This is a genomic window from Cohnella sp. OV330, assembly GCF_900112065.1.
GTDB lineage: Bacteria > Bacillota > Bacilli > Paenibacillales > Paenibacillaceae > Cohnella.
Genome location: NZ_FOKE01000011.1, coordinates 63,213 through 89,629 on the forward strand (window position 1 = coordinate 63,213; position 26,417 = coordinate 89,629).

Genomic DNA, 26,417 nt, shown 5'->3' on the forward strand with positions numbered 1-26,417 from the left:
GTCCTCCGCCGCTGTATCGTGCACATTTGCAGGATACACGTGTAACCGCGGCGATCGTTCTCCCTTCTGCTCGCTCCCGAATCGCAAGAAGGGGCGGTTAGATGCCGCCCCCCCGCTAGTCTTGATTTATGCTTCTTCCGACGCCGTATCAAACAGCGAGGCATCCAGCGCCTGCACAAACGGCGTCCACTCCCCAGCCGCGTAGAGCAGCAGCCGATGCATGGCGCGCGTGCATGCCGTGTAGAACAGCTTGCGCTCGCTCTCTCGGCCGTAGGTTCCCGCGGACGCGTCGTAGATCAACACGGCGTCGAATTCGACGCCCTTCGCGAGGTACGCGGGCAGGATCAGCGTCCCCTTCTCGAAGGTCGGCGTCTCCTTGGTGACGAGCCGCAGCGAAGGGCAGCCCAGCGCGCGCAGCGCCTCGCAGGCTTCTGCGCTCTCGGCCGCCGTCTTCGCGATGACGGCGATGGAGCCGAAGCCCTCGGCCTGCAGCGCCGCGACGTCCGCCGCCATCCGCGCCGCGGATTGCTCGCGGCTTGCAGTTTGAACGAGCAGCGGCTTCGGCCCGCTTCGCTCGAAGGGCACGATCTCCCGGCCGTCCGGCAGCAGCTCCCGCGCGAACGCCACGATCTCGCGCGTCGACCGGTAGCTGCGGACCAGCCGGATGAGGCTGGTGTCCGACTCGCCGTATAACTTGATCAGCGGAGAATCCGCGCCATGCAGCTCGGTCGCCTGCGTGAAGATCGCCTGCCCGAAGTCGCCGAGCACCGTCATCCGGGCCCGCGGAAACAACCGTTTCAAAAATTCATATTGAAACACCGAGTAGTCCTGCCCCTCGTCGACGAAAACATGCCGGATCTCCGTGTTCGTCCGAACGCCCTCGACGAGCTCCTTCAAATACAAGTACGGCGTCGCATCCTCGTAGAAAAGCTCGAGCTTGCCCAGCTTCTCCTGAGTCTGCTCGCAGATGTCGTCCCACAACGCCGGCGCCTCCGTCTGGCCCGTCATGGCGAGATAAGCCTCTCTGCCGCCGAACAGCTGGGCATACAGCCCTGTCGTATCGATGAACCGCATCCGTTTGACGATTCGCCGCAGCGGTTTGAACTGCTCTTTTAGGAAGCGAATACGCAGCAGTTCTTCCTCTCTCTCCGCATAGTCGAAGTCGCTCTCGTCCCGCCGGCGCTTCCCCTGCAGAAACTCGCGGGCCTCCTCGTACTGCTCGGCGAAGTCGAATACCCCCCGCTCCTTGTGCAGCTCGCCGTGCACGGCGGCATAGTCTTCCTTGTCGAGGTATCCGAGCTCCTCCTCCACCCACGGCGCCTCCCGCTCCTCGCGCTCGAGCACGGCGAGCTCTTTCAGCAGCCACTCCTGCAGCAAGGCGATGCGGTTCGCCACGCCAATGACGGGATCGTAGCCGTAGAACTGCGCCTCCATGCGTTCCGCGGCGATCAGATCGCGATCGCGGAACCGGATGCCGACAAACCGCATGCCTTCCCGCCCCAGCCAGTTCGCATAACCCCGAAGCGCATGAAGAAACGCAGCGGACGCCTTGTAGGCGATCCCCTCCAGCCGGGCTTCGTACGCGCGGGTAGACGAATCGGACAGCACGTATTCGATCTGGTCGAACGGATCCTCCGGACGCAGCCCTGCGCCGAGCCCGATCTCCAGGTATTCCTGGAACGTCGTCTGCTGCATGTTCTCTTCGCCAAGCTCGGGAAGCACGGTGGACACGTAGCTGTTGAACATCGGATTGGGCGAGAAAAGAACGATCTGGTCGGCCTTGAGCCGCTCGCGATGACTGTAGAGCAGGTACGCGACCCGCTGCAGCGCCGCCGACGTCTTGCCGCTGCCCGCCGCGCCCTGCACGATGAGCATCCGGCTCTTGTCGTCGCGAATGATGGCGTTCTGCTCCTTCTGGATCGTCGCCACGATCGTCTTCATCTGCGCGTCCGCGCCATGGCCCAGCACCTGCTGCAGCAATTCGTCGCCGATCGTCAAGCTCGTATCGAACACGTTCAGCAACTTGCCGTCCCGGATCTGGTATTGCCGCTTCAGATCCATCGTTCCCGTCACGCGTCCGCCCGGCGTATCATAGAAAGCAGGTCCCGGGGAATGGTCGTAATACATGCTGGCGATCGGCGTGCGCCAATCGTAAATTAGAAAATTCATGCCGTTCGATTCGACGAAGGACGATACGCCGATGTACACTTGCTCGCTAAAGCCCAGCCCGTCCTCGCTGAAGTCGATACGGCCGAAATAAGGCGAAGGCAGCAGCCGGTTCAACCCTTTCCACTGCTGCAAGCGCAGACGATAACTGCGCTCCCGCTCCGACAACAGCGCTTCCTGCTGCTTGATGCTGTAGAAGGTTTCCTCGAAGTCCTCGTTGGTGGCCGTGTTCACCGTCACTTCTTCCCAGAACCGTTTGCGAAGGTCTCCCGCCTGGTTCCGCAAGCCGTCCGCTTCGGGCTCCAGCTCGGCGATCCTCGCCCGCAGCTTTTCCGTCACCTCGTCCAGACGCTCCTGCTCTTGCTTCCAATCCTGTTCGTTGATCATATAGCCGATCTCGCTCCCTTCCGTCGATGGGTAGAAAAAGAACGTTTGACAATCCATAAACCCACGTGGTATGATTATTATGAAGGTAACATGCAATATCTGTGAGTTTACTTCAAAAAAGTCAGTGGTTTCTTATCATACCACGGCTCCGCTTGCGATGCAATCGAATATGTACATATACCGGCGGATGCCGGTTTTTTTTGTTTTAATGCTTGCACTAGGGAACGAACTACGGAGGGGGATATGAGAATGGAGACCTCGTTCACGCGCAAACTCGGCATCGCCTATCCGATCGTGCAAGCGCCGATGGCGGGCGGACCCGCCACGTCCGAATTGGCCGCCGCGGTGTCCAATGCCGGCGGACTGGGCAGCTTGGGCGCGGGCTACTGGTCGCCGGCGCAGATTACGGACGCGATCCGGGAGGTCAGGCGGCGGACGGATCGCCCTTTCGCCGTGAATCTGTTCGTTCCCGAGCGGACGGGGGTAAAGGCGACGGATGACGAGATCGCCGGCATGAACGCGCATTTGAATGCCTACCGGGCCAAGCTGCGCATCGCGTCGGATCCCGCTTTTTCATCGTTTGCCCCGTCGTTCGAGGATCAGGTGCAGGTCCTGCTGGAGGAGGAAGTGCCGGTATTCAGCTTCACCTTTGGCATCCCATCGCCGGAAGCGATGCAAGCGATGAGGCAGCGAGGGATCGCCATCGTCGGCACGGCGACGACCGTCGAAGAAGGCATTCGCCTTGAAGCGGCCGGGGCGGACGCGATCGTGGCCCAAGGCAGCGAGGCCGGCGGGCATCGCGGCACCTTCCTTAGCGAAGCAGCGGACGCGCTGATCGGGACCCTGGCGCTCGTGCCTCAGCTCGCAGATCGGGTATCGGTGCCGGTCATCGCATCGGGCGGCATCATGGACGGACGCGGGCTTGCGGCCTGCCTCGCGCTCGGGGCGTCGGCCGTGCAGATGGGCACCGCGTTTCTGGCGAGCCCGGAAAGCGGCGCCCACGCAGCGCACAAGCGGCTGGTCCTGTCGTCCGCCGAAGATGCCACGGCGGTTACGGTCGCGTATTCGGGCAAAGCGGCGCGCGGCATTCGCACGGATTTTATGCGCGATATGCGTGCCTATCCGGGGACCATCCCCGACTATCCGATTCAAAACGCGTTGACGAAAGACATTCGCCAGGCGGCCGCTCAAGCGGACGATCCGTCTCTTATGTCCCTTTGGGCGGGCCAAGGCCTTCGGCTGGCAACGGAACAAGCGGCTGCCGACATCGTCAAACGAACGGTCGCGGAAGCGCAGGCCGCCATCGGAAAGTTGAGCGGCTTCGCCGGAACGGGCGGGGCTTGAGCGAGACGCAGTACCTACGCACAGCAAAAGCTGGGCCAGCTCCTCTACAGAGAGCGCTGCTGCCCGGCTTTTTTTCATACGATCAACTTACTTGCGTGCTCGCGAACTGATTGTCGTACATGTCCGCGTAGAACCCTTTCTGCTGCAGCAGCTCCTCATGCGTGCCCCGCTCGGCGATCTCGCCGCCCTGGATGACCAGGATCGCATCCGCCTCCTGAATCGTGCTGAGCCGGTGGGCGATCACGAAGCTCGTTCTCCCCTGCATCAGCAGCTTCATCGCTTCTTGGATGTGGAGTTCCGTCCGCGTGTCTACGTTGCTCGTCGCCTCGTCCAGGATCAGGATCGCGGGATTGGCCAGCACGGCGCGGGCGATCGTCAGCAGCTGACGCTGCCCTTGGCTCAGATTGCCGCCTTCGGCGTTCAGATAGGTGTCGTAGCCGGCGGGCAGCTTGCGGATGAACGCGTCCGCATTGGCATGCCGGGCTGCCGCCTCCACTTCTTGATCGGTAGCCTCCAGGCGGCCGTAGCGGATATTTTCACGGATCGTCCCGGAAAAGACGTACGCATCCTGGAGCACGAGCCCGATCTGCGATCGAAGCGCCTCTTTGTCGAGCTCCCGGATCTCCTGCCCGTCGATCAGGATGCGGCCGGACTGGATATCGTAGAACCGCGTGAGCAGGTTGATGATCGTCGTCTTGCCCGCCCCTGTCGGACCGACGAGCGCGATCGTCTGGCCGGGCGCGGCGTGCAGGGACAGGTTTTTAAGCACCGGCGCTTCCGGCTTGTAGCCGAAGTTCACATGATCGAACACGACGTCGCCCCGGATCGGGCGATTCGTGCCGGCTGTCGCCGCTTGCGCGGTTTCCGGATCGAGATCCAGCACCTCGAACACCCGCTCGGCGCCCGCAACGGCCGACTGGAACAGATTGTACTGATTGGCGAGCTGGTTGATCGGCTGGCTGAACTGGTTGGAATAATTCAGGAAGCTGACGATGACGCCGATCGTGATGAGATCGTGGTAGGCGAACATGCCGCCGAAAACCGCGATGATGAGAAACGTCAGGTTGCGCATCGTGTTCATCATCGGCCCCATCGAGCCGGACAGGCTCTGCGCCTTCACGCCGACCGCCCGCAGCCGCTCGTTGATCTCGCGGAACCTTTCGATCGACCGGGCTTCGTTTCCGAACGTCTTCACCACCTTCAAGCCCGAGATGCTCTCCTGAACGAAGCCGTTCACTTCCCCGAGCTGCTTTTGCTGCTCCGTGAAAAAGCGGCGCGTGTACTTCGTCACCTTCTTCGTGATGAAAACGATGAGCGGCACCGTAAGCACCGTGATGAGCGTCATCCACACGCTAAGGCTGAGCATCATGACGACGCTGCCCGCGAGCATGAGGACGCTGGCGATAAGCTGGACGACGGTCTGGTTGAGCGTGTTCGACACATTGGCGATATCGTTAACGGCCCGGCTCATCAGCTCGCCGTGCGACTTGCGGTCGAAGAACGGAACCGGCAGGCGCTGGTATTGCCCGAACAGATCGTGGCGCATATCGCGTACGGTATTTTGCGAGAGGCTCGACGCCATGTACTGCTGGATCCAGGTAAAAATCGCGCCCAGCGCGTACACGCCGAACAGGATCATGCCCATGCGGAACATGCCGTCGTATTGGCGCTTCACGATATAATCGTCGAACATTTTGCCGATCAGATAAGGGGCGAGCAGGGAAAATACCGTCGTCAACACGGTACACGCGACGACCCAGATCAGCGTCGCGCCCTGAAGCTTCAGATAGCCCCAGATTCTCCGTAGCGTCCCCGCGGTATCCTTCGACCTTACCTTCGGTACTTCGCCGTGCCGCGGACCCGGTCCCGAACGGAAGCCCATCTGATCGATATTCGCCGGCGCCTTGTTTGCGCTAGACGTATTGGGATTGCTGCCCGACATCAAGACACCTCCCGTTTGCCGAATTGAGATCTGTAAATATCCCGATAGACCTCGCACTCGGCCATCAGCTGCGCATGCGTGCCGCTGCCGACGATCGCGCCATCGTCCAGTACGATGATGCGCCGGGCCTCGATCACGGACGAGATCCGCTGGGCGATGAAAAACGTGATCGTGTCCTTCATCACATCCTGCAGGGCCGTGCGGAGCCGGCGCTCCGTGCCGAGATCGAGCGCGCTCGTGCTGTCGTCCATGATCAGGATCGGCGGCTTCACCAGCAGCGTCCTCGCGATGGAGAGCCGCTGCTTCTGCCCGCCCGACAGATTGACGCCCTTCTGGCCCAGCTGCGTGTCATAGCCTTCCGGCAGCTTGGCGATAAAGTCGTGCGCCTGCGCGATCTTCGCGGCCGCCTCGATTTCCGCTTGCGTCGCGTCGGGCTTGCCGAAGGCGATATTGTCGCGAATCGTCCCGGTGAACAGGAAGGACTCCTGAAGGATGATCCCGATCCGGCGGCGAAGCCCGATCAGCGGCAGCTCGCGGATGTCCTTGCCGTCGATCCGGATGGCGCCCGACGTGACGTCGTACAGCCGGGGAATCAGCTGGACGAGCGTCGACTTGCCCGCGCCGGTGGCCCCGATGATGGCGATCGTGTCCCCGCGGCTCGCCTCGATATCGATATCGCGCAGAACCAGATCCTTGGGGTCGTTCGATCCGTTGTAGGAAAAAGAAACTTCTGCAAATTCTACGTGCGTGGCGGGGATGGAGGCGTCCTCTTCCCGCGCCTTGCCTTCGATATGCGGCTGCGTCGTCAGCACCTCGCCGATGCGCCGCGCGGATACGTTCGCCTGCGATACGTTCATCAGCAGCCCGCTCACCATGAGCAGGGAAGACAGCACCTGCACGACATAATTGACGAAGGCCACCAGATCTCCCGCTTGAACGGACCCGATCGACACCAGGTCGCCGCCGTACAGCAGAACGGTCACCATGCAGGCGTTCATGATGAGCGTCACGATCGGCGCGTTCAGCGCGATAAAGCGGGCGGCTCGAATGGAGATCGCCGTATACTCCTCGTTGACGTCCCGGAACCGCCGCAGCTCGTAATCGGTCCGAACGAACGCCTTGACCACCCGGATCCCGGCCAGATTTTCTTGAATGCGCGTATTCACGGCATCCAATCTCGCCTGAACGCCGGCGAACAGCGGATTGGAAAAGCGGATCAGCACGACGAGCGCCGCAACCAGGACGATCAGCGTGCCTAACAGGATAAGTCCGAGCTTTAGATTCATGAGCAAGGCCATCACGACGCTCCCGACGAGCAGGCTCGGCGCGCGAACCATGCCTTGCAGCGCTAATTGCAGCAGGTTTTGGACCTGCACGACGTCGCTTGTCATGCGCGTGATGAGCGTGCCCGACTTGAACGCATCCATATTATCGAACGAAAACGCCTGCACCTTGGTAAACAGCGCTTCACGCACGTCGGCGCCGAAGTTCTGCGAGGCGCGGCTCGCGAAAAGGTTGCACCCGACGCCCGTAATGAGCGACAGAAGCGCCACCCCGACCATCAGCCATCCCGTCCGTTCGATCACGCCGAGATCGCGGTCTACAATGCCGAAGTTCACGATATGCGCAGCCAGCCTGGGCTGGAGCAAATCGAAAAACACTTCGAAAATCATGAACAGCGGGCCAAGGATGAGGAATTTCCAATAGGGTTTAAAATAGGCTCTTAATCCCCACACGCCCTTATGCGCCCCCTTCTTCGCTCTCCGCCGGACCGGCCGCCGAATCCGTCTCCTCTTCGGCGAGATGCAGCTCGAAGTGCCGAACGTACTCGTCGGTAATCTGCTCGATCGCCTTGAGCTCGCCGAGTAGGATCGTTCTGATCTCTTGATATTCCGGCGCCTCGAGCTGCTGCCTCAGCGTCTTGCGCTTGACGTCGAGCATCTGCCAGAACTCGAGCGCCCGCCCGCGGCGGAACGTCTTCGCGCCGTGATGGTGCCGGCCCTTATGGCCGCCTTCCCGATCTCCGTCGCCTCTTCCTCTGTGGTCACGCATATACACACGCTCCTTTATGTATACAATTGTATACAAATGAAGGTCATACGTCAAAGTAAAATAGGGCTGTCTCTGCGGGTCGGGATATGACCTTTGGAGACAACCCTTGGTTGATGGGGGTAGCGCAGTGTGCCGAGCGCTGCTCCTCGGCAGTACTTGGCCGGGGAGCGGTGCCATGGCGCTTCTAGTGCTGCTCTACGGCAGTACTTTGCCGGGGCATGGATCCGTAGCGCATTAAGTACTGCTCTGCGGCAGTGCTTTGCAGGTATGGTGCCAGATCACATCAAGCACCACTCTACGTCAGTACTTCACCGAGACACGGAGCCCTAAGCAGAATGTGTTGACTTCGATCAATACTTGGCCGGTCGCTGAACGGCATCCTGCCGATGACGGTAGTAAAAGATCGCGATGGCGAGCGTGGCGGACAAGAACACGATCTGCATCAGGGTGCGAGGGACGAGGGCGTCTTCAGGGGCCGTCGCGAGACCCGAGAGCGCGTAGTGAACATTCGCCGGGAACATAGCGATCAGCAGCAGCGATAGTCCAACGGCCGCCCAGGGTGCCGTACGCCGCCACAGCATGCCGATCGCTCCCATCAGCTCCAATACGCCGGTGATCGAGACGATCAAGCCGGGTTGGGACATGCCGGAAGGAACCATGCTGACCATCTCTTCTCTCATCCATACAAAATGTACCGTGCCCGTCAAGATGAACATGGCGAAAACGCCTGCGCGAAGCGCGACAGGCCAGGTACGCAGACGCCTCGGCCAGCCGCTCCCGCCAGGAGAACGGCAAGCGTAACGACTATCAATGCGATCAGGGGTTCCATCGCTATCCCTCCATCATGATCATCTTCGCGATACGAACGCGTTAGAATCCTTTCATGACCATCAAGTACAGGATGACGATCGGCAGAAAGGTCGCGGCGATGCCGTAAATCGCCCACTGACGCGAAGCGCGGCGGTAGTCCTCGCCGGTCGTGCCGGTCCCAGCGCTCCTCGCGCTGGATCGAATCATCTTGCGCTGCAGCGGAATGAGTAGTCCCAGCCAGATTAGGCCCGTGACCGCGAGCAGAATCAGCGACAGCGTCAGCCAGTTCAGACCCGACAGCGAAGCGCCGGACCGCACCGCCATGACGATGCCTGAGATCAGAATGAACGCAAGCCCCGGGACGGTAAAAAAGTAATCGGCGGCCATGACGTTTCTGGCGGCATGGTGGATGATCGCGGGATTGCCGGTCAGGTCCGCCCGGACTTTCCAGAAGGCGGCCGTGGCGATATTCCCGACCATCAATACGACGCCGATCAAGTGCAGCGCTAGCCATACGTGCATGAGTACCTCACCCTTTCGTCAGAATATCGCGTATAAATGTCGTCAGATCCTCCGCTTTGTAGACCGCCTGCGCCTGCGGAATGCCGGAGCGGATTCGCAGTCCGAGCGTCATCAGCGTGAACAGGTCTCCCGTCTTGCCCGCGTCCACGGCCGCATGAATGACGCCGTACCGCTGACCCGTCTCGATCCACGTTTTGGATAGCAGGACGGACCGTTCGTAATACTGCCGCAGCGCCGCCGCGACCGCAGGATCGTCTTCTTTGCCGAGCAGGTATAGCAGCACCTTGTTCGTGATGTCCCGCGGATTTTCATAAGCGACGATGCTTTCCTTGATCCGCTGCATCGGCTCGTCGAATGTGCGGCGTCCCTTCTCGACTTCATTCATGAAGCTCGCGTTGGTCTCCTCCAGACGCTCCTGCAGCACCCATGCGAAAATTTCGTTTTTGCTCTTCACGTAGTGGAAGATGGCGCCCTTGGACATGCCCGACCTGCTCATGATGTCCTGCATCGTGATCGCATGGCACCCCTTCTCCGCAATCAAGGCCTTGGTCGCCTCCATCAGCCGCTGTATGGTTTGCAACCTGCGTTCCTCTTGCTTCATCGCCGTATAACCCCCCTCAGGCATCCATTCTTGCTTTTATTATATAAACCGACTGACGGTTTGTAAATAATCAATTTGGCGCTTGACCATCGACTCCGCTCATCCATATAATGGGGGCCAAGGAGCGTGATCATTTGCCAACGATTCGCAAGGAGATCCTCATTGATGCTTCGCCCGAACAAGTATGGGACGCCGTCCGTGACGTCGGAGCCGTCCATCGCCGCCTTGTTCCCAGGTATACCGAGGATACGCGAATGAACGGTCATGAACGGACATTGACGATGCTGGGCGGCAACGTGGTGCGCGAGTACATCGTGTCTATCGACGATCAGGCGCGTCGCATGGCTTATGCCGTCGTCGAGAGCCAAACCCCGCTGCTGCATCACCATGCTTCGTTCCAAGTGTTCCCGCATGAGGACGGCATTGCCCGGCTCGTATGGACGACGGACTTTCTGCCGGACGACCTGGCTGCCGAGATTCAGGCGCGCGTCGACCGCGGGTCGCAGGTCATGAAGCAGACGATCGAAGCCGAAGCGAAAGGGACCGTTCGCTGAACGTCCCGATAAAAAACCAACCAGCGCAGTTTTGCGCTGGTTGGCGGGATGACAAGGTCACCCGATCGAATCATGATTTCTGGTCGATATCGGACGTCCCCCGATTATGCGTGACTTCAATATTCAGCAGCCTCGTTTTCGTGACCATGCCCCCGCTCTCCAGCGTTCGCTTGGATTCCTCGTTATAGTACCAACACCCGGCCACAGGTACGATACCGCGATCCTTGCACCATTTTCGCAAATGTAGAATGATAGCTTTCCCCACGCCTTGCATGCGATAGGCCGGGTTGACGAACATCCCTACGCTGGCCAGTCCCTCGAACATTTTGGACGCCTCGATCAGCCCGATGCCGAGCAGCTCGGCGCCTCCGCGATAGACGAAGATCTCTTCCCGCTCGATCAATCGGTCATACGCTTCGAGGAAATCCCCGCATACACGCTCGATCTCGCTTAGGTCGGTTAGGACAGCAAGACGAATTACTTCCCCATTTCCACCGTTACCCGTAAACTCCGCTTGGCCGTCTTGAAAAAAGTACGCTTGCTTGCGAATCGCGAAATCTTGGTCGAGGGCCAGGCTCATTAAGAGTTCATCCGAGGTCGCGACGAAAATAGACTTCACCGAATAACGCTCAAGCGCCTCAAGGAACAGCTTCTGCGCATGCCTCAGATAAGAAGGACGAATATAAAACTGCGTCAGCCGTTCGCTGTCGTGTACGGCTAAATAACCGACATCTTCCGAGCCGTCTTGGATCAAATAAAAGGACGAAGAAAGAATGTAGCCCTCTAAAAACGAATCGAAAGGCGAAGACAATCCGCGAAGGTACTCCTGGAGGAGGTGCCGAATGTCCGCGATCGTGCATGCAGTTAATCTCAAGTTGGTCCCACCCCCGTTTCTTCCGATTGTATATCGGAATGAGGGGTCACGTCTGCCCGGAGCGTGCCGCCGTAGTCCACCTTGGACCAGTCGCCTGTGGATGCGCCGAGTCCGCTCAGGCGTTTCTAGGTAGAAACAAACGCAACCGGAGATACGCCAAGCATGCTCAGGCGTTTCTAGACAGAAACAAACACGACCCGAGATGCGCCGAGCATGCTCAGGCGTTTCTATTCAGAAACAAACACGACCCGAGATGCACCGAGCATGCTCAGGCGTTTCTATTCAGAAACAAACACGACCCGAGATGCGCCGAGCATGCTCAGGCGTTTCTATTCAGAAACAAACACGACCCGAGATGCGCCGAGTCCGCCGAAGCGTTTCTAGGTAGAAACAAATCCGACTCAAAGGCCCGCCACATGCGGTCCGGTGTTTCTGAAACACAATCTGCCTTCGAGCACCACGCATGCGCACATCCACCAAACGCAAACAGGATGAAGCAGACAACATCTCTGCTTCATCCCGTTTTGCTTTCGCCTCGGCCGCCTTTAATTCTTCGCCAAAAACGCGTCGATCTGCGATTGCAGCTCGGTCTGGATCTTGGCGATGCCCGCCGCCTCCAGCTGCTTGTTCAGATCCGCCAGGCCTTTGTCGATGTCCTTGACTAGGCCGTACTCGAGCGGAATGCCGTAGCGCAGCATGACGTTGCCGACGTTGGCGATCTCCGTCTTGACCTTGCTGTTGTCGAACACGAACGTCTCGAGCGGGTAGTGGTACACGTTCGCTTCCCAGCTCTTGACCAGGTCGGACGCTTCCTGCGGGAACGCTTCGTTGTCGCGGTTGAGCGGCGAGTTGAAGCTCCAGTTGGAGAAGCCCGTGTAGTTCGGATTTTTATCGAGCGCCTTGTACTTGTCGTCGCCGACCGGCTCGTAGTGGACGCCGTTGATGCCGTACATGATCAGGTCGTGCAGCTCTTTATCATTCTGCAGCAGGTCGATCGCCATCAGCGCGCGCTCCGGGTTTTTGGAGGTTGCGTGCACCGACGTGCCGTTCTGCGTCGAGATCGCCACCGACTTTTTCTTGCCCTGGTTGATGTCCGCCAGCGCGACTTCATACGGCGAGTTTTCTTGGCGCATGAGCGCCATCAGCGCGCCGAGCGTGCCGTTGTTATGCGTGATCGAAGCCGTCTTGCCCGCCTTGAAGTCCGCCTGATGGTCGTTTTTGCTGTTCAGCACGTTTTTCGACCAGGCGTTGTGGTCCGCGAGATCCTTGTAATACGTCGCCAATGCCTTGAATTCCGGCGTGTTGTATACGTTGAATACTTGCCCCTTCTCGTCCGTCAGCTTGAAGGCGAACGGCATATCCAGGTCGAACATGTTCCACTCGTTCTGCTGCTTGAGCAGGACGCGGTCGAGGTTGTGGAACTTCCAGTCGCCCGTCTCCGGCGTGAATGGCACGATGCCCTTTTCTTTTTCGGCGATCGTCTTCAGATAAGTGGCGTACGCTTCCGGACTGTTAATTTCCGGCAGGTTGTACTTTTTGCGCAGGTCTTCGCGGTACAGGATCAGCTTCTCGACGGATTCCCCGCGGTTCTGCGGCACCATGTACAGCTTGCCGTTGACCTTCGCCTGGTCCCAGCTGACCTTGGACATGTTCGCCCACGTTTGCGGCATATATTTGGCGAGCATCTCGTCTGTGAGCTCGAGGAAGCCGCCCTTCAGCGCCTGGTCGTTGTAGCCCGCCCAGTTGGCCGAGTAGATCAGGTCGAAGTTCTCGTCCGCGGCCAGCTTCAGTGGATACTTCTGCGCCCAGTCGGACCAGTCGAGGAACTCGCCTTCGATCGTGGCGTTAATCTTCTCTTTAAGCTTCTTGTTGATCTCGGCGAATACCGAATCGTAGTCCACCGGCTTCGGCCCGACGAAGATCATCTTCAGCTTCGCTTCTTTGGACGTGTCGACGGCGCCTTCGGACGGCGCGGCGGCGCTGCTGCTCGAGGCCGAGGCCGTAGCCGACGCGCTCTTCGAAGGCTCCGCGCTTGAACTTGCGGACGACCCGGAATCCTTATTGTTGTTGCCGCATGCACTCATGATCATTACAAAAGCGAACAAGAGCGTGAACATCGTCCATCTGCTTTTTCTCAACATGCCCATCTTCCCCCTAATGGTAGTCGTATCAAGCTCTATCGATAAACCGGGTCGCCCCGTATTCATCCCTTTACCGCGCCGATCGTGAGGCCCTGGACGAAGTACCGCTGCACGAACGGATACGCCAGCAAGATCGGGCCGGTCGCGACGACCGTCATCGCCATCTTCAAACTTTCTGTCGGAATGGCCGTCGTAACGACCGCCCCCGCGCCCATCATCGCCTTGCGCATGCCGTCCATGTTGCCCAGCATTTTGTACAAATAGTACTGCAGCGGCATGAGCTTCTCGTCCGACACGAAGAGCAGGGCGTTGTACCAATCGTTCCAATAGGCCAATGCCATGAACAGCCCGATCGTCGCGAGCGCCGGCTTGGAGAGCGGCAGGATCAGCTGCGCGTAGATGCGGAAGTCGCCTGCGCCGTCGATCTTGGCCGACTCGACGATCGCTTCCGGGATGCCGCCCAGGAACGATTTCATCACGATGATGTAAAAAACGTTGAGCACGAGCGGTACGATCAGCGCGAGTACCGTATCCTTCATGTGCAGGTAGTTTACGATGAGCAGGTACCACGGGACGAGCCCGCCGCTGAACAAGGTGGTGAAGAAAAAGAAGAAGGAAAAGCCGTTGCGCCACTTGAAGTCCCTGCGGGACAGCGCGTAGGACGTCATCGAGGTCAGGAACAAGCCCAGCAGCGTGCCGCCGACCGTCACCCCGATCGTCACCAGGTAGGCCTGGATCATCTCGGTCGGGTATTTGAACAAAATGCTGTACGCCTCTACCGAGAAATCCGTTGGGATAAATTGATAACCCGCCGTAATGATCCGGTTCTCGCTCGTCAGCGACGACGACACGACCAGCAGGAACGGCAGCAGGCAGAGCAGCGCCATGATCGTCAGCGATACGTACCCGATGGTGGCGAATATTTTCTGATCCGTCTTTTTGACGCCCGAGGTTTTGGCGAACGACTTGTCCGCATTCAGCTCCGTTGCGCTCATGTCATCAGCCTCCTCTCAGAATAGCGCGCGTTCTTTGTCGTACCGCCGTACCGCATAGTTGACCGCCATGATCGTGGCGAAGCCGAGCACCGATTGGAAGACGCCGGCCGCGGCCGACATGCCGATGTCGTTGGACGTGATCAGCGACCGGAAGACGAAGGTGTCGATGACGTCCGTCGCGGAGAACAGCATCCCGTTGTTGCCGACCATGTTGTAGAACATCCCGAAGTCCCCGCGGAAAATGTTGCCGACCGCCAGCAGCACCAAGATGATGATCGTCGGATACAGGTTCGGAATCGTCACCTTCAGAATGCGCTGGAAAATGTTCGCCCCGTCGATCTCCGCCGCCTCGTACATCTCGGTGTCGATGCTCGTGATGGCGGCCAGATACATGACCGTGCCGTACCCGAGCCCCTTCCACGCGGACACCAGCACCAGCAGAAACGGCCAGTAGGCGGGCGTGTTGTAAATGTCGACCGGCTCAAGCCCGAGTCCTCGGAGCATGGCGTTCACGGTACCGATGTCGTAGTTCAGCAGGTTGTAGGCGATGGCGCCGACGACGACCCAAGAAATGAAGTACGGGAGGAACAACGACGACTGAATAATCTTGCGGAACCACTTGCCCCCGACTTCAAACAGCAGAATCGCGGCGAAAATCTGCAAGGCGTTGTTCACGACGATGAACGCGACGTTGTACAGCGCCGTGTTGCGCGTCACCTGCCAGGCGTTGCCGGAATCGAAGAAAAAGCGGAAGTTGTCCAATCCGTTCCACGCGCTGCCGAAAATGCCGCCGGCGTAATCGTAGCGCTTGAACGCGATGACGATGCCCGCCATCGGGATATAAGCGAACAAAAGGTAGAAGACGACCGCAGGGGTCAGCATCAACAAGAACATTTTGTATTTTTTCACATCGTGCCAGAAGCTGCGCAGCCGCATATCCGCTCCCCCTCTCTCCTCTGTAGCTCTCATTATAGAAGGCGGGGCGAAGCGGCATAATTCAGCGGAACAACTAAACCTAATACAAATTCAACGATCCAGGCAAAAAAGTTTAGGATCCGATTCGTCCGAAAAAAAGGAGGCCCCTGTTCCCGCGGGAACCGGAGTCTCGTGAAGGGGGCGTCGATTCAGATGTTGTGCTTCTTGCGATATTCGCCGGGGGACATGCCCATGTGCTGCTTGAACTGACGGTTGAAGTAGATGATGTTTTTATAGCCGACCTGCTCCGCGATCTCGTACACCTTCTTGGTCGGCTCCTGCAGCAGCTCGCATACCCGCTTCATGCGCAGGTCGTTCAGGAAGTCGCTGAACAGGCTGTTGGTCTCGGCCTTGAACAGCTGGCCCAAGTAGTTCGGCGTAAAGTTAAAATACGCGGCCACTTCGTTGAGCGTGATTTTCTGCTCCAGCCTGTCCTTCACGTAAGCCGTGATGTCGTCGATCAGCTTGCGCTTCTGCCTCTGCCGCTTCAGGTAGAGCAGCTCGGACAGCTCGAAAAACCGCCGTCTGAGCCACGATAAAATGTCGTGCACCGTCTCGAATTGAAACAGGATGAGCGGCTGATGGGCATCCCAATTCAAAATCTCGTACAGATGCTCGTTGAGCTGCCGCAGATCCGCGTGAAGCTTGGACGTGATCCGGATGATGAGATCGTAAATCTCGTTTTTCTGCGAGAGCGGATGGTCGCCGTCGAACAACTGCAGCAGGCAATCGTCGATCGTAGTCAGGTCGTACTCGAGCATCGCCTTCAGCATCCGGTCGACGATCTCCTCGAGGTTCGGGGCGATCCGCTCCTTCGGGCGCCACTGCGAGGCGTCCTTGATGAGCCGGTTTTTGCCGACGATCCACTTGATGCTGAGCGCGGCCTGGGCCTGCCGGTAGGAATCGTGCAGCTGGTCGAACGCGGTCGTGTGCATCCCTGTCCCGATCGTGACGGAGAAGGCGAACTCGGCGTAAAAAGCGCGGATCAGCTCTTCGAGCAGCGCGGAGAAAGAAGGCTCGGGCACGGCGGCCAGCAGGACGAAGCGGCTGTCGTAGGCGTCGATGACGAGACCCATGTTGCGCTCCTGCGTGAACCGGCGGATGAACCCGGCGGCGCCGGCAAGCCATGCCCGACGCTCCTCGGCCGTCGAGTGACTCGTCTTCCACGCGATGTCGTCGATCTCGACGATGGCGACCGCGGTGCCGCCGAGGAGCATCGGCGCGAGGAAGCTGCGGACGTGCGCCTCGACATCGCCCGGCGTGGACTCGTTGAACCAGCGCAGCAGCAGCTCCTGGTTGACGAGCGACAGCGTCTCGGTCAGCGACGTATGCTGCCTCCTCTCCCGCTCGATCTTGCCGCACAGCTCCGTCAAGGTCGCGTTCAGCTCGCCGTCCTCGACCGGCTTGAGCAGATAGCCGTGCGCGTTCAGCTGGATCGCCTGCTTCGCGTAGTTAAAGTCCTCGTGTCCGCTGATGAACACGATGGACACCTGCGGGTTGATCTCCTTGGCCTGCCGCGCGAATTCGGTGCCCGACATGATCGGCATGCGGATGTCGGACAGGATGATGTCGATCCGCTGCTGCTTCATCAGGCTAAGCGCGGCGAACCCGCTCGAGGCCGTACGCACGCTGGTGCCCGCCAGCTGCTCATGTCCGGCCACCCGGCGTCTCAGCCATTCCAGGTCGACCGCTTCGTCGTCCACCAGCAGGACGTTAATGTCGTTGTCCGTCATTGTTCACCGCGCTCCTTGTCTTCCCGAATCTCTGCGTTGTCCATGGGTAAAGTGAGCTCGACCGTCGTGCCCGCGCCGTAGTAGCTCCCGATGCGGATGCCGAAGTCGCTGCCGTACCTCATCTTGATTCGTTCCTCCACGTTTTTAAGGCCATAGCCGCCGCTGCGGGTGTCGCTCATCCGCATCCGGTTCAGCGTATCCGGCCGCATGCCGATGCCGTTGTCGATGACCTTCAGCTCGATCCGATCGCCGCCGAGCCGCCTGCCCGTGATCCGGATCGCGATCGATTCCCCGAACCAGGCGTGCTTGAATATATTTTCCACGAAAGGCTGCAGGATAAGCTTGATGATCGGCACATGCAAAATGTCAGGGTCGATATCGAGGTAGACCTGGAAGGCGTCCGCATACTTGACCCGCTGGATGTCCAGGTACGCCTTGACCTGCTCCACTTCTTCTTCAAGAGAAATATAGACTTGCCCTTCGTTCAGCGTCAGCCTGTAAAATTTGGAAAGCTCCTGCACCATCTTCGTCACCTTGTCGGCCTCGCCCAAATTCGCCAGGCTGCCGATCGTAGAGAGCGTGTTGTACAGGAAATGCGGACTGATCTGCGCCTGCAGCACGTCCAGCTCCGCCTGCTTTTTCTGCATGCCCTGCTCGTAGACGTCGCGGATCAGCTCCTGAATGCTCTGGGCCATCTGATTAAAAGCGTCGGCGATGTAGACGAACTCGTCGTTGCCGGCGAATCCGATCCGCTTGTAGAAGTTGCCCTCCTGGAACGACCGCACGAGCGACACGATCCGCTTCATCTTCTTGCCGGACAGCCGGGCGACGAGAAAGCCGATCAACGCCATGACGGCAAAGCTGAACGCGCAGACGGCGCCGATCACCCTTCGCATCTTGCTCGCGTCTTTGTTCAAGTACCGGTGAGGCACCCAGGTCTCGATCGCATAGTCGGTATCAGGGATATCTTCGCTGATGATCAGGTAGGAGCTCGCGTCGGCATTCGCCGCCATCGTTCCGCGCTCGTACAGATTCGCGGCCGTTGCCTTATCCTTCAGCCGGAGGACGATGCCCTGCTCGATCGGAAACGTATCGAAGTTGCCGAGCAGCTCGTCGAACCTCGCCGTTACGCGAATGTAGCCAATGAGCGACTGCGCGCCGTTTGCGGCGAACAGCTTGCGAAAATAGGAGATGTTCCCGAGCTCGCTATCCGTGTCGATCTGCAGCCACAGCTTGTCCCTGCTCGACGGGGCGACGGACTTGAACCAATCCGCCTGCGCGACGTTCTGCGCGGACAGCACGTAATAATCGCTGCGGCCGATCGGCTGGGTCATGTCGTCGCCCGCGATCTCCAGCATCGTCTCGTTCACTGCGTAGAGGACGAGTCGCAGCTTGTTCCCGTACAGCTGGAGCGGCGCCTTCATGTACGGCACGATGTCGTCTTTCATCTTCAGCATGTTTTCCCGGAGATCGCCCTTGAACTGCAGCGCGTTCTGGAACGTCGTATTGAGAAAAAGCGAGTTCGTCATGCGCGTGATCTCGTCCATCTGGTATTCGATATTGTTGCTCGTCTGCCGCATCGCGGTCCGGATGTTCGTCTCCGCCATCTCGGTCCGGGACTCCACGAGCATCGTGTACGAGATATAGCCCACCAGAATATCCGTCAGTAAAACCAGCACCAAATAAGGCAGCATTGTCTTATAAGTAAACGGAATGTACTTTCGGCTGAACCGAAATTTCCCCATGCGCGCGCTCCCTTTCCGTGCGAGTCCACCCGCCGAGAAGCGGGTTGCCCCATTTTACAATGAAATGAGAGCGGTTACTAGATGGATTATAGAGGGGGACTGCCTCCCTGAAATCAGCAAGAGCCCGCGCACGGGGCGCGAGCTCTTGAAGGTTGATTAAGCTTCAGGTGCGTAGGTGACGGTATAAAGGACATCCGTCGTCTTGCCGTACTTATTCGTAGCCGTGATCTTGAATTTGTTCTCCCCAGGCTGCAATGTAGCGGTGTAGTCCGTATAGTAGGTCTGCTTGTCGTTCACGTACATTTTAAGCGAGGAATCGTTTTTGTCGGTCGCGGACCAGCTGATGGAGATCGAGCTGGAAGCGGTCGTCTCCGGCGCGTGAAGCAGCGTGACCGTCGGCGCAGGCGGTTCGAACGCGATCGTCTTCGTCATGGTTGTTTCTTTGCCGAGCTTGTTGACGGCGCGTACCGTGATGGTATTCGGACCCGGCTCGAGATTGACGCTGGCGTTCGAATAGTACTGTTCTTTGCCGTTCAGATAGACGCGCGGGCTCGAATCGTTCGTGTCCTTCACGGACCATGTCACGTTAACCGAGTCTTTGTCCGTCGTAGCCGGCAGCTCGCCGACGGTCAACGTCGACGTGCCCACGCTGAAGGTGATCGTCTTCGTCACGGTCGTACTCTTGCCGAGACTGTTCGTAGCCTTCACCACAATCGTGTTTACGCCTTCTTTTAACGTTACGGTCGTCGAACCGTAATACTGCTCGCGGTCGTTGACGTAGACCCGAGGGGATGTATCGTTTTTGTCCTTTGCCGTCCAACTGACGGAGATCGTCTCTTTGTCGGTCGTCTCCGGAAGGTCCGCGACCGTCAGGACCGGGCCGCCGCTTGTAAACGCCACATGCTTGGTGACCTCGGCCGTTTTGCCGGCTGCGTTCTCGGCTCTTACCGTAATGACGTTATCGCCTTCCTCCAGCGTGACGGTCGCGGAGTTCCCGTACTGCAGGCGTCCGTTCAGATAAACGTCAGGGCTGCTGTCGTTCGCGTCTTTGACCGTCCAGGACACGGTGATGGATTGCTTGTCCGACGACTCCGGCACGCCTTTGACCTCGAGGGTAGGAGCACCCTTCTCGAAGGTCACCTTTTTCGTGACGGATTCCGTCTTGCCGCCGGCCAGTCTTGCAGAGATCGTGTAAGTGTAGGTTCCTTCTTGCTCGAGACGGATGCCGACGCGGAAAGCGCCTTGGACGACCTCGACCTTTTCGTTGTTAATGGTAACATCGGCTCCCTTGGTGACATCTCCCGTGATATAGAAGGTCGGGGAGGCGACCGTTTCGGGCGCGTCGACATTCAAGGTCAGCGCACTTCCGCTGTCTGCCGCCGAATTTTTAATGACCCGATAGAGCAGAGATGCGGCTTCCGCGCGCGTAACGCTGTTGCCAGGCTTGAGCGTGTAATCGTTGTAGCCGGTCAGCAGCTTCTTTTCTACCGCGATGGCGACATAAGTTTCCAGATTCGGCGAGACGTCTTCCGAGTCGTAGAAGCGATCCAGAATATCCGCGTCCTGCAAGTCGTCCGGTTGATAGCCCAGCGTCTTCACGAGTGCGACCGCTACGTCCTCACGCGTGGCTTTGCCGGTCGGATCGAAGAATGCTTTGCCGCTTGGCGGGTAATAACCCGTCAGGAAGTCCTTGGCCGCTTCGACCGAAGCGAAGGACCAGCGCGATCTGCCTACGTCGACGAAGGTCTGCGGCGCGTCCGACGCGGGAAGGTCCAGATAGAACGCCGACGTGATGATCTTCGCGAACTCCTCGCGCGTCACGGGCGCTTGCGGCTTGAACGTATTATCCTGATAGCCCTTTAAGACACCCAGTTGAACGAGGCTATTAATCTCATCTTTGGCCCAGAATGTCCCCCCCACGTCCTTAAACGAAATATCGTCCGCGGCGGCGGCGAATCCTGGAATGACAAGTGCGGCGGCCAGTAGGGCTGAAGCAGCATAGGCGAACCATTTCTTGAACAAGTCAGTTTCTCTCCTTAGGCATATAAGTTAGGAAAATAGTGCCACGAGAAATAATAGCATGACTTGTTTTGACTGTACATATTTTCCTAGGGTTATCTTCCCACTTCTTCCACGACTGTCCGACAACACCGCGGCCAACGTCCATGCGATCGCGGGATCCACGAGTTGGGACAAATACACGTTGTCCGCGCGGGTGAAGGCCGAGTCCGTAACGCTGTCGGACGCCTCCTTCGGCACATCGGCTCGCTAACCGCCCAATGTAACGCTGTCGGACGCCTATTTCAGCACATAGGCTAGCTAACCGCCCAATGTAACGCTGTCGGACGCCTCCTTCGGCACACCAGCTCGCTAACCGCCAATGTAACGCTGTCGGACGCCTCTTTCAGCACATGGGCTAGCTAATCGCCCAATGTAACGCTGACAGACGCCTCTTTCGGCACCCATCTAACACGAAAAAGGGATGCTACGAAGTAGGCGAAGCATTAGAATCGGCGGCCAGATCCCGGATGCGCACCTCAAGCGCTTGCGCCGCGATCTTTGCCTCAGCCAGGGGCAGCGCCCCCTCCGCTTTGTTCGGGTTCGTGTGCCCGACGTGCTCTTTCCAGGCTGCGCTGACCAGCCGATGCCGCTGCAGGATCAGATCGAAGTACGCAGAGCCGTCCATCGCGGCCACGAACGCCCGAGCGCGCTCCGGCGCTACGCCGAACAGCGTGCGCAGCAGCGACTGCGCCATCACCCCGTGACCCGGCGCGAATGGATGGATGCCGTCTCCGGACAAGTAAGCAGGATCGGCCGCCCGCTCCGCAGCGATGTGCGCCAGCAGCTCGTCATGGATGCTCACTTTCGCGTCCGCGGCCTCTTCGCCAAGCGACAGCACCCAATCCGCGTAACGCTTCAGCACGGACTCGTAATCGGCGAAGGGCGTCTCGTAGCTGTATGCCGACTCCGGCCGGCCTTCGGGCAGCAGACGCTTGGCGCCGTCCGGCAGCGAGGCCGGGTCGAACGGCGGCGGCGTCATGGCGATCGCCTTGGCGCCCGCCTGCCGGATCTGGCCGAGCAGCCGAAGAAGGCCGTCCTTATATGCGCCAAAGCGCGCCTCGGACAGCGGATGGTAGATGCCGTCGTTCATGCCGTAGCAGACGACGACCCAGTCGGGCCGCGTCTCGGCGAGCGCCCGCGCGAGCCTATCGTGCACGCACGGCCGCGGGAACGGATGGATCGGCTCGCTCAGGCCCGACGCCGTCTCGCTGCTGACGCCCAGGTTGATCAGCTCGATTCGGGAGGCCGGGACATGCAGGCGAAAATAGGCATCCAGAAAGGCGATGTACGTGCCGTCGTCGGTAATGCTGTCTCCCAGAAAAACGATTCTAAGCGCCTCCGGAAGCGGCTTGTCTTTTCCGTAAAATGGCTCCATGGCAAAATCCCAACTCTCGCAAGGAATGATATCGTCAACGCCATTATACACGCGAACGAGCGTTCAAACGAGAATGGCCGCGCGGAACAAACCCCTCTAGAGACACTTGCCTTCGGTGTCCTTCTAAATAGGGGTCTGTTTTTTCTATACCGGCATCGCATTCACAGCCCGTCTAACTGGCGGCTCAAAAACTGCCGGACGGCCCCCTCTGCACTGAGACCGATCGCCCGGCTGTACGCGGATTTCGCTTCATCATGCCGATGCATTCGCTTGTACAAATGACCGGCCAGCGCCCAATAGGGCTGATAATTCGCAACCTCGGCAGAAGGGATAGACGCGAGCAGCGCCATGCCGCGGTCTGCACCGTAGGCCTCCGCGACCGCCGCGGCACGGCTGACAAAGGCGCCTAGCGTGGGCTGCACGCGGATAAGCCCCTCATACAATTGCGCGATCGCTTCCCACTCGGTACGTCCCGTCCGCAGACGCTGGGCATGCACCGATTGAATCGCGGCCATGAGTTGAAACCGGCCGATGCGGCCGGCTTGCGAAGCCGCATGCAAGCAGCGCTCCGCCTCCGCAATCAGGCCTGGATCCCATCTGGCGCAATCCTGCTCGGAGAGCGGGACATAATTCCCCTCCCTATCGCGGCGAGCCGCGCGGCGGGCCTCGCAGTGCAGCATCAGCGCGAGCACGCCGTGCACCTCCGGCTCGGCAGGGACGAATCGGAGCAGCAGTCTGGCGAGCTCGATCGCTTCCTCGGCCAATCCGCCCCCAGCCCAACTCCCGCCAGGCGATCCTACGGCGGCAACTTCGTCCCACCCGCTCCCGTAGGCGGCATAGACGGCCTCCAGTACGGAATCGAGACGCCCCGGAATCTCTTCTGCATCCGCCGGTTCAAACGTGAGGCGCTCGGCGCGAATCTTGGCTTTCACCCGCGTCAGACGCTGGCCCATGGTCGAGGGCTTGACGATAAATGCGGACGCGATACGGGCCGCATCCATCCCCAGCACCGTCTGCAGCATGAGCGGCGTACGCATCGCAGGTTCGATCGCCGGATGCGCGCACAGCAGCATCATGGCGAGCCGCTCGTCCGGCAGCTCGGCGCCGGACGGCGCACTCGGATGCCCGGCCTCCCCCGACATGGCCAGGAGCGTCGGCAGCGCTTCGGCGGAGACGCGGCTGCGGCGGGCGCGGTCGATGAGCCGCCTGCGGGCAATCGTAAGCAGCCAAGCCTCGGTTTTTTCCGGAATGCCTGTCTTAGACCAAGTTTGCAGCGCCGACAGAAAGGCATCTCCGAGCGCATCCTCCACGTCCTGCGGATTGCGCCAATGGACCGTCAGATAGGAGAGCAGCCGGCCGTATGCCTCGCGCGCCGTCTGTTCGACGATTCGATGCGATTCCATCCGAGGTTACTTCAGCGCAGGAATGTTCTGCCTGACCTCCACCGTATCGACGGGCCCCCGGGCTGCCCATTCCAACGCGGCGTCCATATCCGGCACGTCGATCACGAAGATCCCGCCGAGCTGCTCCTTCGTCTCGGGAAAAGGTCCGTCCTGAACGTGCATATCCCCGCCGCGGCGCTTCAAAGTCGCGGCAGTCTCAGGCGCATACAGTCCAGAGCCGAACACGACGATTCCCGATTCCCGCAGCGCATGAACATAATGCGTCCAGCCTGCCAAATAGGCCTCCTGGCGTTCCGGGTCCTTTCTGGCAGCAAAGTCCGCTTGCGATTCATAAAACATTAACGTGTAATTCATACGATATGCCTCCTATAGACCGTTGAATTTTAGTTACGTCATCTTGTCGTTTCGGCTTGCGCGATTTCTACATTTACGAAAAAATATCAGAAAAATATGTTGAACGAGTCGCTCTTCGCCGCCGCCTTTGCCCTAAGTATAGCAAATCGCCGTTAAAGTACGTGCCCGATCCATGCCGGTCCGCTGCGGCGCTTTGCTATAGGCGGTCAGTGGGGCGGTAGTGTAACGATCCTGCAAAAGTACATCATTTAAGGCCGGAATGATGAACTTTTGCGCTCTATCGCGCAAAAATGCATGGTAGCTCGCCTTTTGAGGCGAGATTCGTGTGTTTCGGGAGAAAATCCTGCACTTTTGCGCGATAGACAAAAAGATGGCAGAGTGGCGACTGCGATCGTGTACTTTTGCGCGATGGCGGGACGCGTGTTGGGCGGGAGCCGCCGCCAAGGCCTCGGGGGCCACACGCAGCATCGGCGCTCGCCGCTCGAGGCAGGCCGGCAGATGCCGTCCGTCCGTCCCCCCCCTGTTGACTTAAACCATGGTTCAAGTCGTATCCTATTGTTGTCGACCTATCGAATCCCATTTGGAGGCCTCCGAATGAAGTACCGTTCCATCAGCGAAGTATCGGCCGAGCTCGATATCCCGGACTCCACGATCCGTTATTACGAAAAAAAAGGACTGCTGCCGTTAATCGAGCGCGACAACGCCGGAAGACGAATCTTTTCGGAAGATCAGATGACGCTCCTCGGCACCGTGATGTGCTTGAAGAACACGCATATGCCCATCAGCGACATCAAGCAATACGTGGATTGGATCGTAGAGGGGGACAGCACGCTCGAACGCCGGCTCGAAATGATGAACAACCACAAGCAAGCCGTGCTGGACGAGATCGCGTTAATGACAGAAAGCTTAAAAGGAATCGACTATAAAATCGAGCGGTATACCAGGCAGCTTCAAGAAAAAAAATAAAAAGAGAAGAGGCGCGCACATGAAACTCTCGGGAAATACGATCCTTATTACTGGCGGCAGCGCCGGCATCGGCCTCGCTTTTGCGGAGCGATTCATGAAGGCGGGCAACCGCGTCATCGTCTGCGGCAGACGCGAACAAACCCTGCAACAAGCCAAGGAGAAATACCCGGACCTCATCACTCGCGCGTGCGACTTGGCGGCCGAGTCCGAACGCACGTCTTTGTTCGAATGGGTCGCCGCGAACCACCCGGAAGTCAACGTGTTAGTGAACAATGCAGGGATCCAGCAGCGATTCAGCGTGCTGAAGGCGGATGCGAAAAACGACTGGGCAGCGCTTAGCCAGGAGATCGCCACCAATATCGAGGCGCCGTTTCATCTCTCTATGCTGTTCGCTCCGTTTTTTGCGGCCAAAGAAGCCGCGGCGATCATCAACGTGACGTCCGGCTTGGCCTTCACGCCGTTTGCGATCGCTCCGATCTACTCGGCGTCCAAGGCGGCGCTCCATTCCTTCACCATGAGTCTAAGGCTCCAGCTGTCCGACACCTCCGTCGAAGTGATCGAGGTGGCGCCGCCGGCCGTCAATACGGACCTGGGCGGCTCGGGGCTGCATGTTCAAGGCGAACCGCTCGATGCCTTCGCGGACGGCATTTTCCAGGGGCTTGAAGCGGGAATGTCGGAGATCGGCTACGGCACCTCGGTCGGCCGCCTGCGCATGTCGCGGGACGAGATCGACCAATACGCGGAAAAGATGTACGAAGCGACGAAAAGCGCGATTGAATAAGACCAATCGGCAGCAGTTAAAAATCCCGACCCTCCGGCATGCGCCGCAGCGGTCGGGATTTTTATTTTCAACAAAAACATGCCCTTATTCGTGAATAATTTATTGTAAATCGATAAATACCATGCTAAAATCACATCACTATACTTAAGCGGGGTGCTGGAAATGAAACGGAAAACGCTCATGCTGAGAGCGGTCGTATTCCTGATCGGTATCGCGATTCTTGCCTTGTGCGTCATCGGGCTGCCTTCGACCTTTGACGAAACGGCCGCTCATTATTCGAAATTGGATTATTTGCCTATTTACATCTTCATGTATGCGTCGGCGATTCCCTTTTTTGCGGCGCTGGTTCAGTCCCTGCGGCTGTTAAGCTACATCGACAAGAACACGGCGTTCTCGGAATTGTCTGTCAAAGCGCTCAAGATCATCAAATACTGCGGAGTCGCGATCGGCATCCTGTACGCCGCATGCCTGCCCTTCCTCTTCCAAATCGCCGACAAGGACGACGCGCCGGGCGTTCTGGCCATCGGCCTGGTCGTCGCGTTCGCTTCGTTCGTGATCGCCGTCTTTGCCGCCGTGCTCCAGAAGCTGCTCCAGAATGCCATCGATATAAAATCGGAAAACGACTTAACGATCTGA

Annotated in this window: 22 protein-coding genes; 5 read left to right on the forward strand and 17 right to left on the reverse strand. The window is 58.9% G+C overall.

The features are described 5' to 3' along the window. Positions 1-126: 126 nt before the first annotated feature. A complete protein-coding gene (gene helD, locus BM235_RS23390; RefSeq protein ID WP_090116674.1) occupies positions 127-2,553 on the reverse strand; it encodes an RNA polymerase recycling motor HelD in 2,427 nt (808 codons plus the stop codon). A 243-nt stretch (positions 2,554-2,796) separates the two neighbouring features. Here helD and BM235_RS23395 point away from each other — a divergent pair, with 243 nt between their 5' ends. Further along, positions 2,797-3,897, forward strand: a complete 1,101-nt coding sequence (locus BM235_RS23395) for an NAD(P)H-dependent flavin oxidoreductase (RefSeq protein ID WP_255374549.1) — start codon at positions 2,797-2,799, stop codon at positions 3,895-3,897. Between the two features lie 82 nt (positions 3,898-3,979). Here BM235_RS23395 and BM235_RS23400 read toward each other — a convergent pair whose 3' ends face one another. The 6 genes from BM235_RS23400 to BM235_RS23425 all read right to left on the reverse strand — a co-directional run bounded on the left by BM235_RS23400 (position 3,980) and on the right by BM235_RS23425 (position 9,824). Beyond that, entirely contained in the window at positions 3,980-5,839 is a 1,860-nt protein-coding gene (locus tag BM235_RS23400; protein WP_090116676.1) for an ABC transporter ATP-binding protein, read from the reverse strand. Then, positions 5,839-7,575: an ABC transporter ATP-binding protein gene (locus tag BM235_RS23405; protein WP_090116677.1), complete on the reverse strand. Its 1,737-nt coding sequence runs from the start codon at positions 7,573-7,575 to the stop codon at positions 5,839-5,841. Before BM235_RS23405 ends, BM235_RS23400 begins: the two co-directional genes overlap by 1 nt. A 4-nt stretch (positions 7,576-7,579) precedes the next feature. After that, positions 7,580-7,891: a hypothetical protein gene (locus BM235_RS23410; RefSeq protein ID WP_090116678.1), complete on the reverse strand. Its 312-nt coding sequence runs from the start codon at positions 7,889-7,891 to the stop codon at positions 7,580-7,582. A 350-nt stretch (positions 7,892-8,241) separates the two neighbouring features. After that, positions 8,242-8,607 (reverse strand): DoxX family protein, encoded by a 366-nt coding sequence (locus tag BM235_RS23415; RefSeq protein ID WP_255374550.1) that lies wholly within the window; start codon positions 8,605-8,607, stop codon positions 8,242-8,244. A 154-nt stretch (positions 8,608-8,761) separates the two neighbouring features. Next, positions 8,762-9,223 carry a DUF2269 family protein gene (locus BM235_RS23420; protein WP_090116679.1) on the reverse strand — a complete coding sequence of 154 codons (462 nt, stop codon included), beginning with the start codon at positions 9,221-9,223 and terminating at the stop codon, positions 8,762-8,764. A 7-nt stretch (positions 9,224-9,230) separates the two neighbouring features. Beyond that, positions 9,231-9,824, reverse strand: a complete 594-nt coding sequence (locus BM235_RS23425; RefSeq protein ID WP_090116680.1) for a TetR/AcrR family transcriptional regulator — start codon at positions 9,822-9,824, stop codon at positions 9,231-9,233. A 134-nt stretch (positions 9,825-9,958) separates the two neighbouring features. Between BM235_RS23425 and BM235_RS23430 the strand changes: the two genes are divergently transcribed. Further along, positions 9,959-10,378: an SRPBCC family protein gene (locus tag BM235_RS23430; RefSeq protein WP_090116681.1), complete on the forward strand. Its 420-nt coding sequence runs from the start codon at positions 9,959-9,961 to the stop codon at positions 10,376-10,378. Positions 10,379-10,448: 70 nt separating this feature from the next. Here the strand turns inward: BM235_RS23430 and BM235_RS23435 are convergent, their stop codons facing one another. The 10 genes from BM235_RS23435 to BM235_RS23480 form a co-directional block, all read right to left on the reverse strand. Beyond that, positions 10,449-11,252, reverse strand: a complete 804-nt coding sequence (locus tag BM235_RS23435; RefSeq protein ID WP_090116682.1) for a GNAT family N-acetyltransferase — start codon at positions 11,250-11,252, stop codon at positions 10,449-10,451. Between the two features lie 545 nt (positions 11,253-11,797). After that, the gene (locus tag BM235_RS23440; RefSeq protein WP_255374551.1) at positions 11,798-13,393 is read right to left on the reverse strand and encodes an ABC transporter substrate-binding protein; all 1,596 of its coding nucleotides are present in this window, start codon (positions 13,391-13,393) and stop codon (positions 11,798-11,800) included. 62 nt (positions 13,394-13,455) lie between these two features. After that, positions 13,456-14,388: a carbohydrate ABC transporter permease gene (locus BM235_RS23445; RefSeq protein WP_090116683.1), complete on the reverse strand. Its 933-nt coding sequence runs from the start codon at positions 14,386-14,388 to the stop codon at positions 13,456-13,458. Between the two features lie 15 nt (positions 14,389-14,403). Continuing rightward, on the reverse strand, positions 14,404-15,324 hold the full coding sequence (locus tag BM235_RS23450; RefSeq protein WP_090116684.1) for an ABC transporter permease: 921 nt from the start codon (positions 15,322-15,324) through the stop codon (positions 14,404-14,406). Between the two features lie 188 nt (positions 15,325-15,512). Then, on the reverse strand, positions 15,513-17,096 hold the full coding sequence (locus BM235_RS23455) for a response regulator (protein WP_090116685.1): 1,584 nt from the start codon (positions 17,094-17,096) through the stop codon (positions 15,513-15,515). Beyond that, entirely contained in the window at positions 17,093-18,841 is a 1,749-nt protein-coding gene (locus tag BM235_RS23460; RefSeq protein WP_090116686.1) for a sensor histidine kinase, read from the reverse strand. The genes BM235_RS23455 and BM235_RS23460 overlap by 4 nt, the downstream gene beginning before the upstream one ends. A gap of 156 nt (positions 18,842-18,997) precedes the next feature. Further along, positions 18,998-20,863, reverse strand: coding sequence for an S-layer homology domain-containing protein (locus BM235_RS23465; RefSeq protein ID WP_090116687.1), 1,866 nt, complete (start codon positions 20,861-20,863; stop codon positions 18,998-19,000). 463 nt (positions 20,864-21,326) lie between these two features. Next, positions 21,327-22,277, reverse strand: a complete 951-nt coding sequence (locus BM235_RS23470) for an SGNH/GDSL hydrolase family protein (protein ID WP_090116688.1) — start codon at positions 22,275-22,277, stop codon at positions 21,327-21,329. A 161-nt stretch (positions 22,278-22,438) separates the two neighbouring features. Then, positions 22,439-23,680 carry an RNA polymerase sigma factor gene (locus BM235_RS23475; RefSeq protein WP_090116689.1) on the reverse strand — a complete coding sequence of 414 codons (1,242 nt, stop codon included), beginning with the start codon at positions 23,678-23,680 and terminating at the stop codon, positions 22,439-22,441. Positions 23,681-23,686: 6 nt separating this feature from the next. Then, positions 23,687-24,034, reverse strand: a complete 348-nt coding sequence (locus tag BM235_RS23480; protein WP_090116690.1) for a YciI family protein — start codon at positions 24,032-24,034, stop codon at positions 23,687-23,689. A gap of 594 nt (positions 24,035-24,628) precedes the next feature. Here BM235_RS23480 and BM235_RS23485 point away from each other — a divergent pair. The 3 genes from BM235_RS23485 to BM235_RS23495 all read left to right on the forward strand — a co-directional run bounded on the left by BM235_RS23485 (position 24,629) and on the right by BM235_RS23495 (position 26,417). Next, entirely contained in the window at positions 24,629-25,000 is a 372-nt protein-coding gene (locus tag BM235_RS23485; RefSeq protein WP_090116691.1) for a MerR family transcriptional regulator, read from the forward strand. Positions 25,001-25,019: 19 nt separating this feature from the next. Then, positions 25,020-25,781, forward strand: a complete 762-nt coding sequence (locus BM235_RS23490; protein WP_090116692.1) for an SDR family oxidoreductase — start codon at positions 25,020-25,022, stop codon at positions 25,779-25,781. A 162-nt stretch (positions 25,782-25,943) separates the two neighbouring features. Then, positions 25,944-26,417, forward strand: a complete 474-nt coding sequence (locus tag BM235_RS23495) for a DUF2975 domain-containing protein (protein ID WP_090116693.1) — start codon at positions 25,944-25,946, stop codon at positions 26,415-26,417.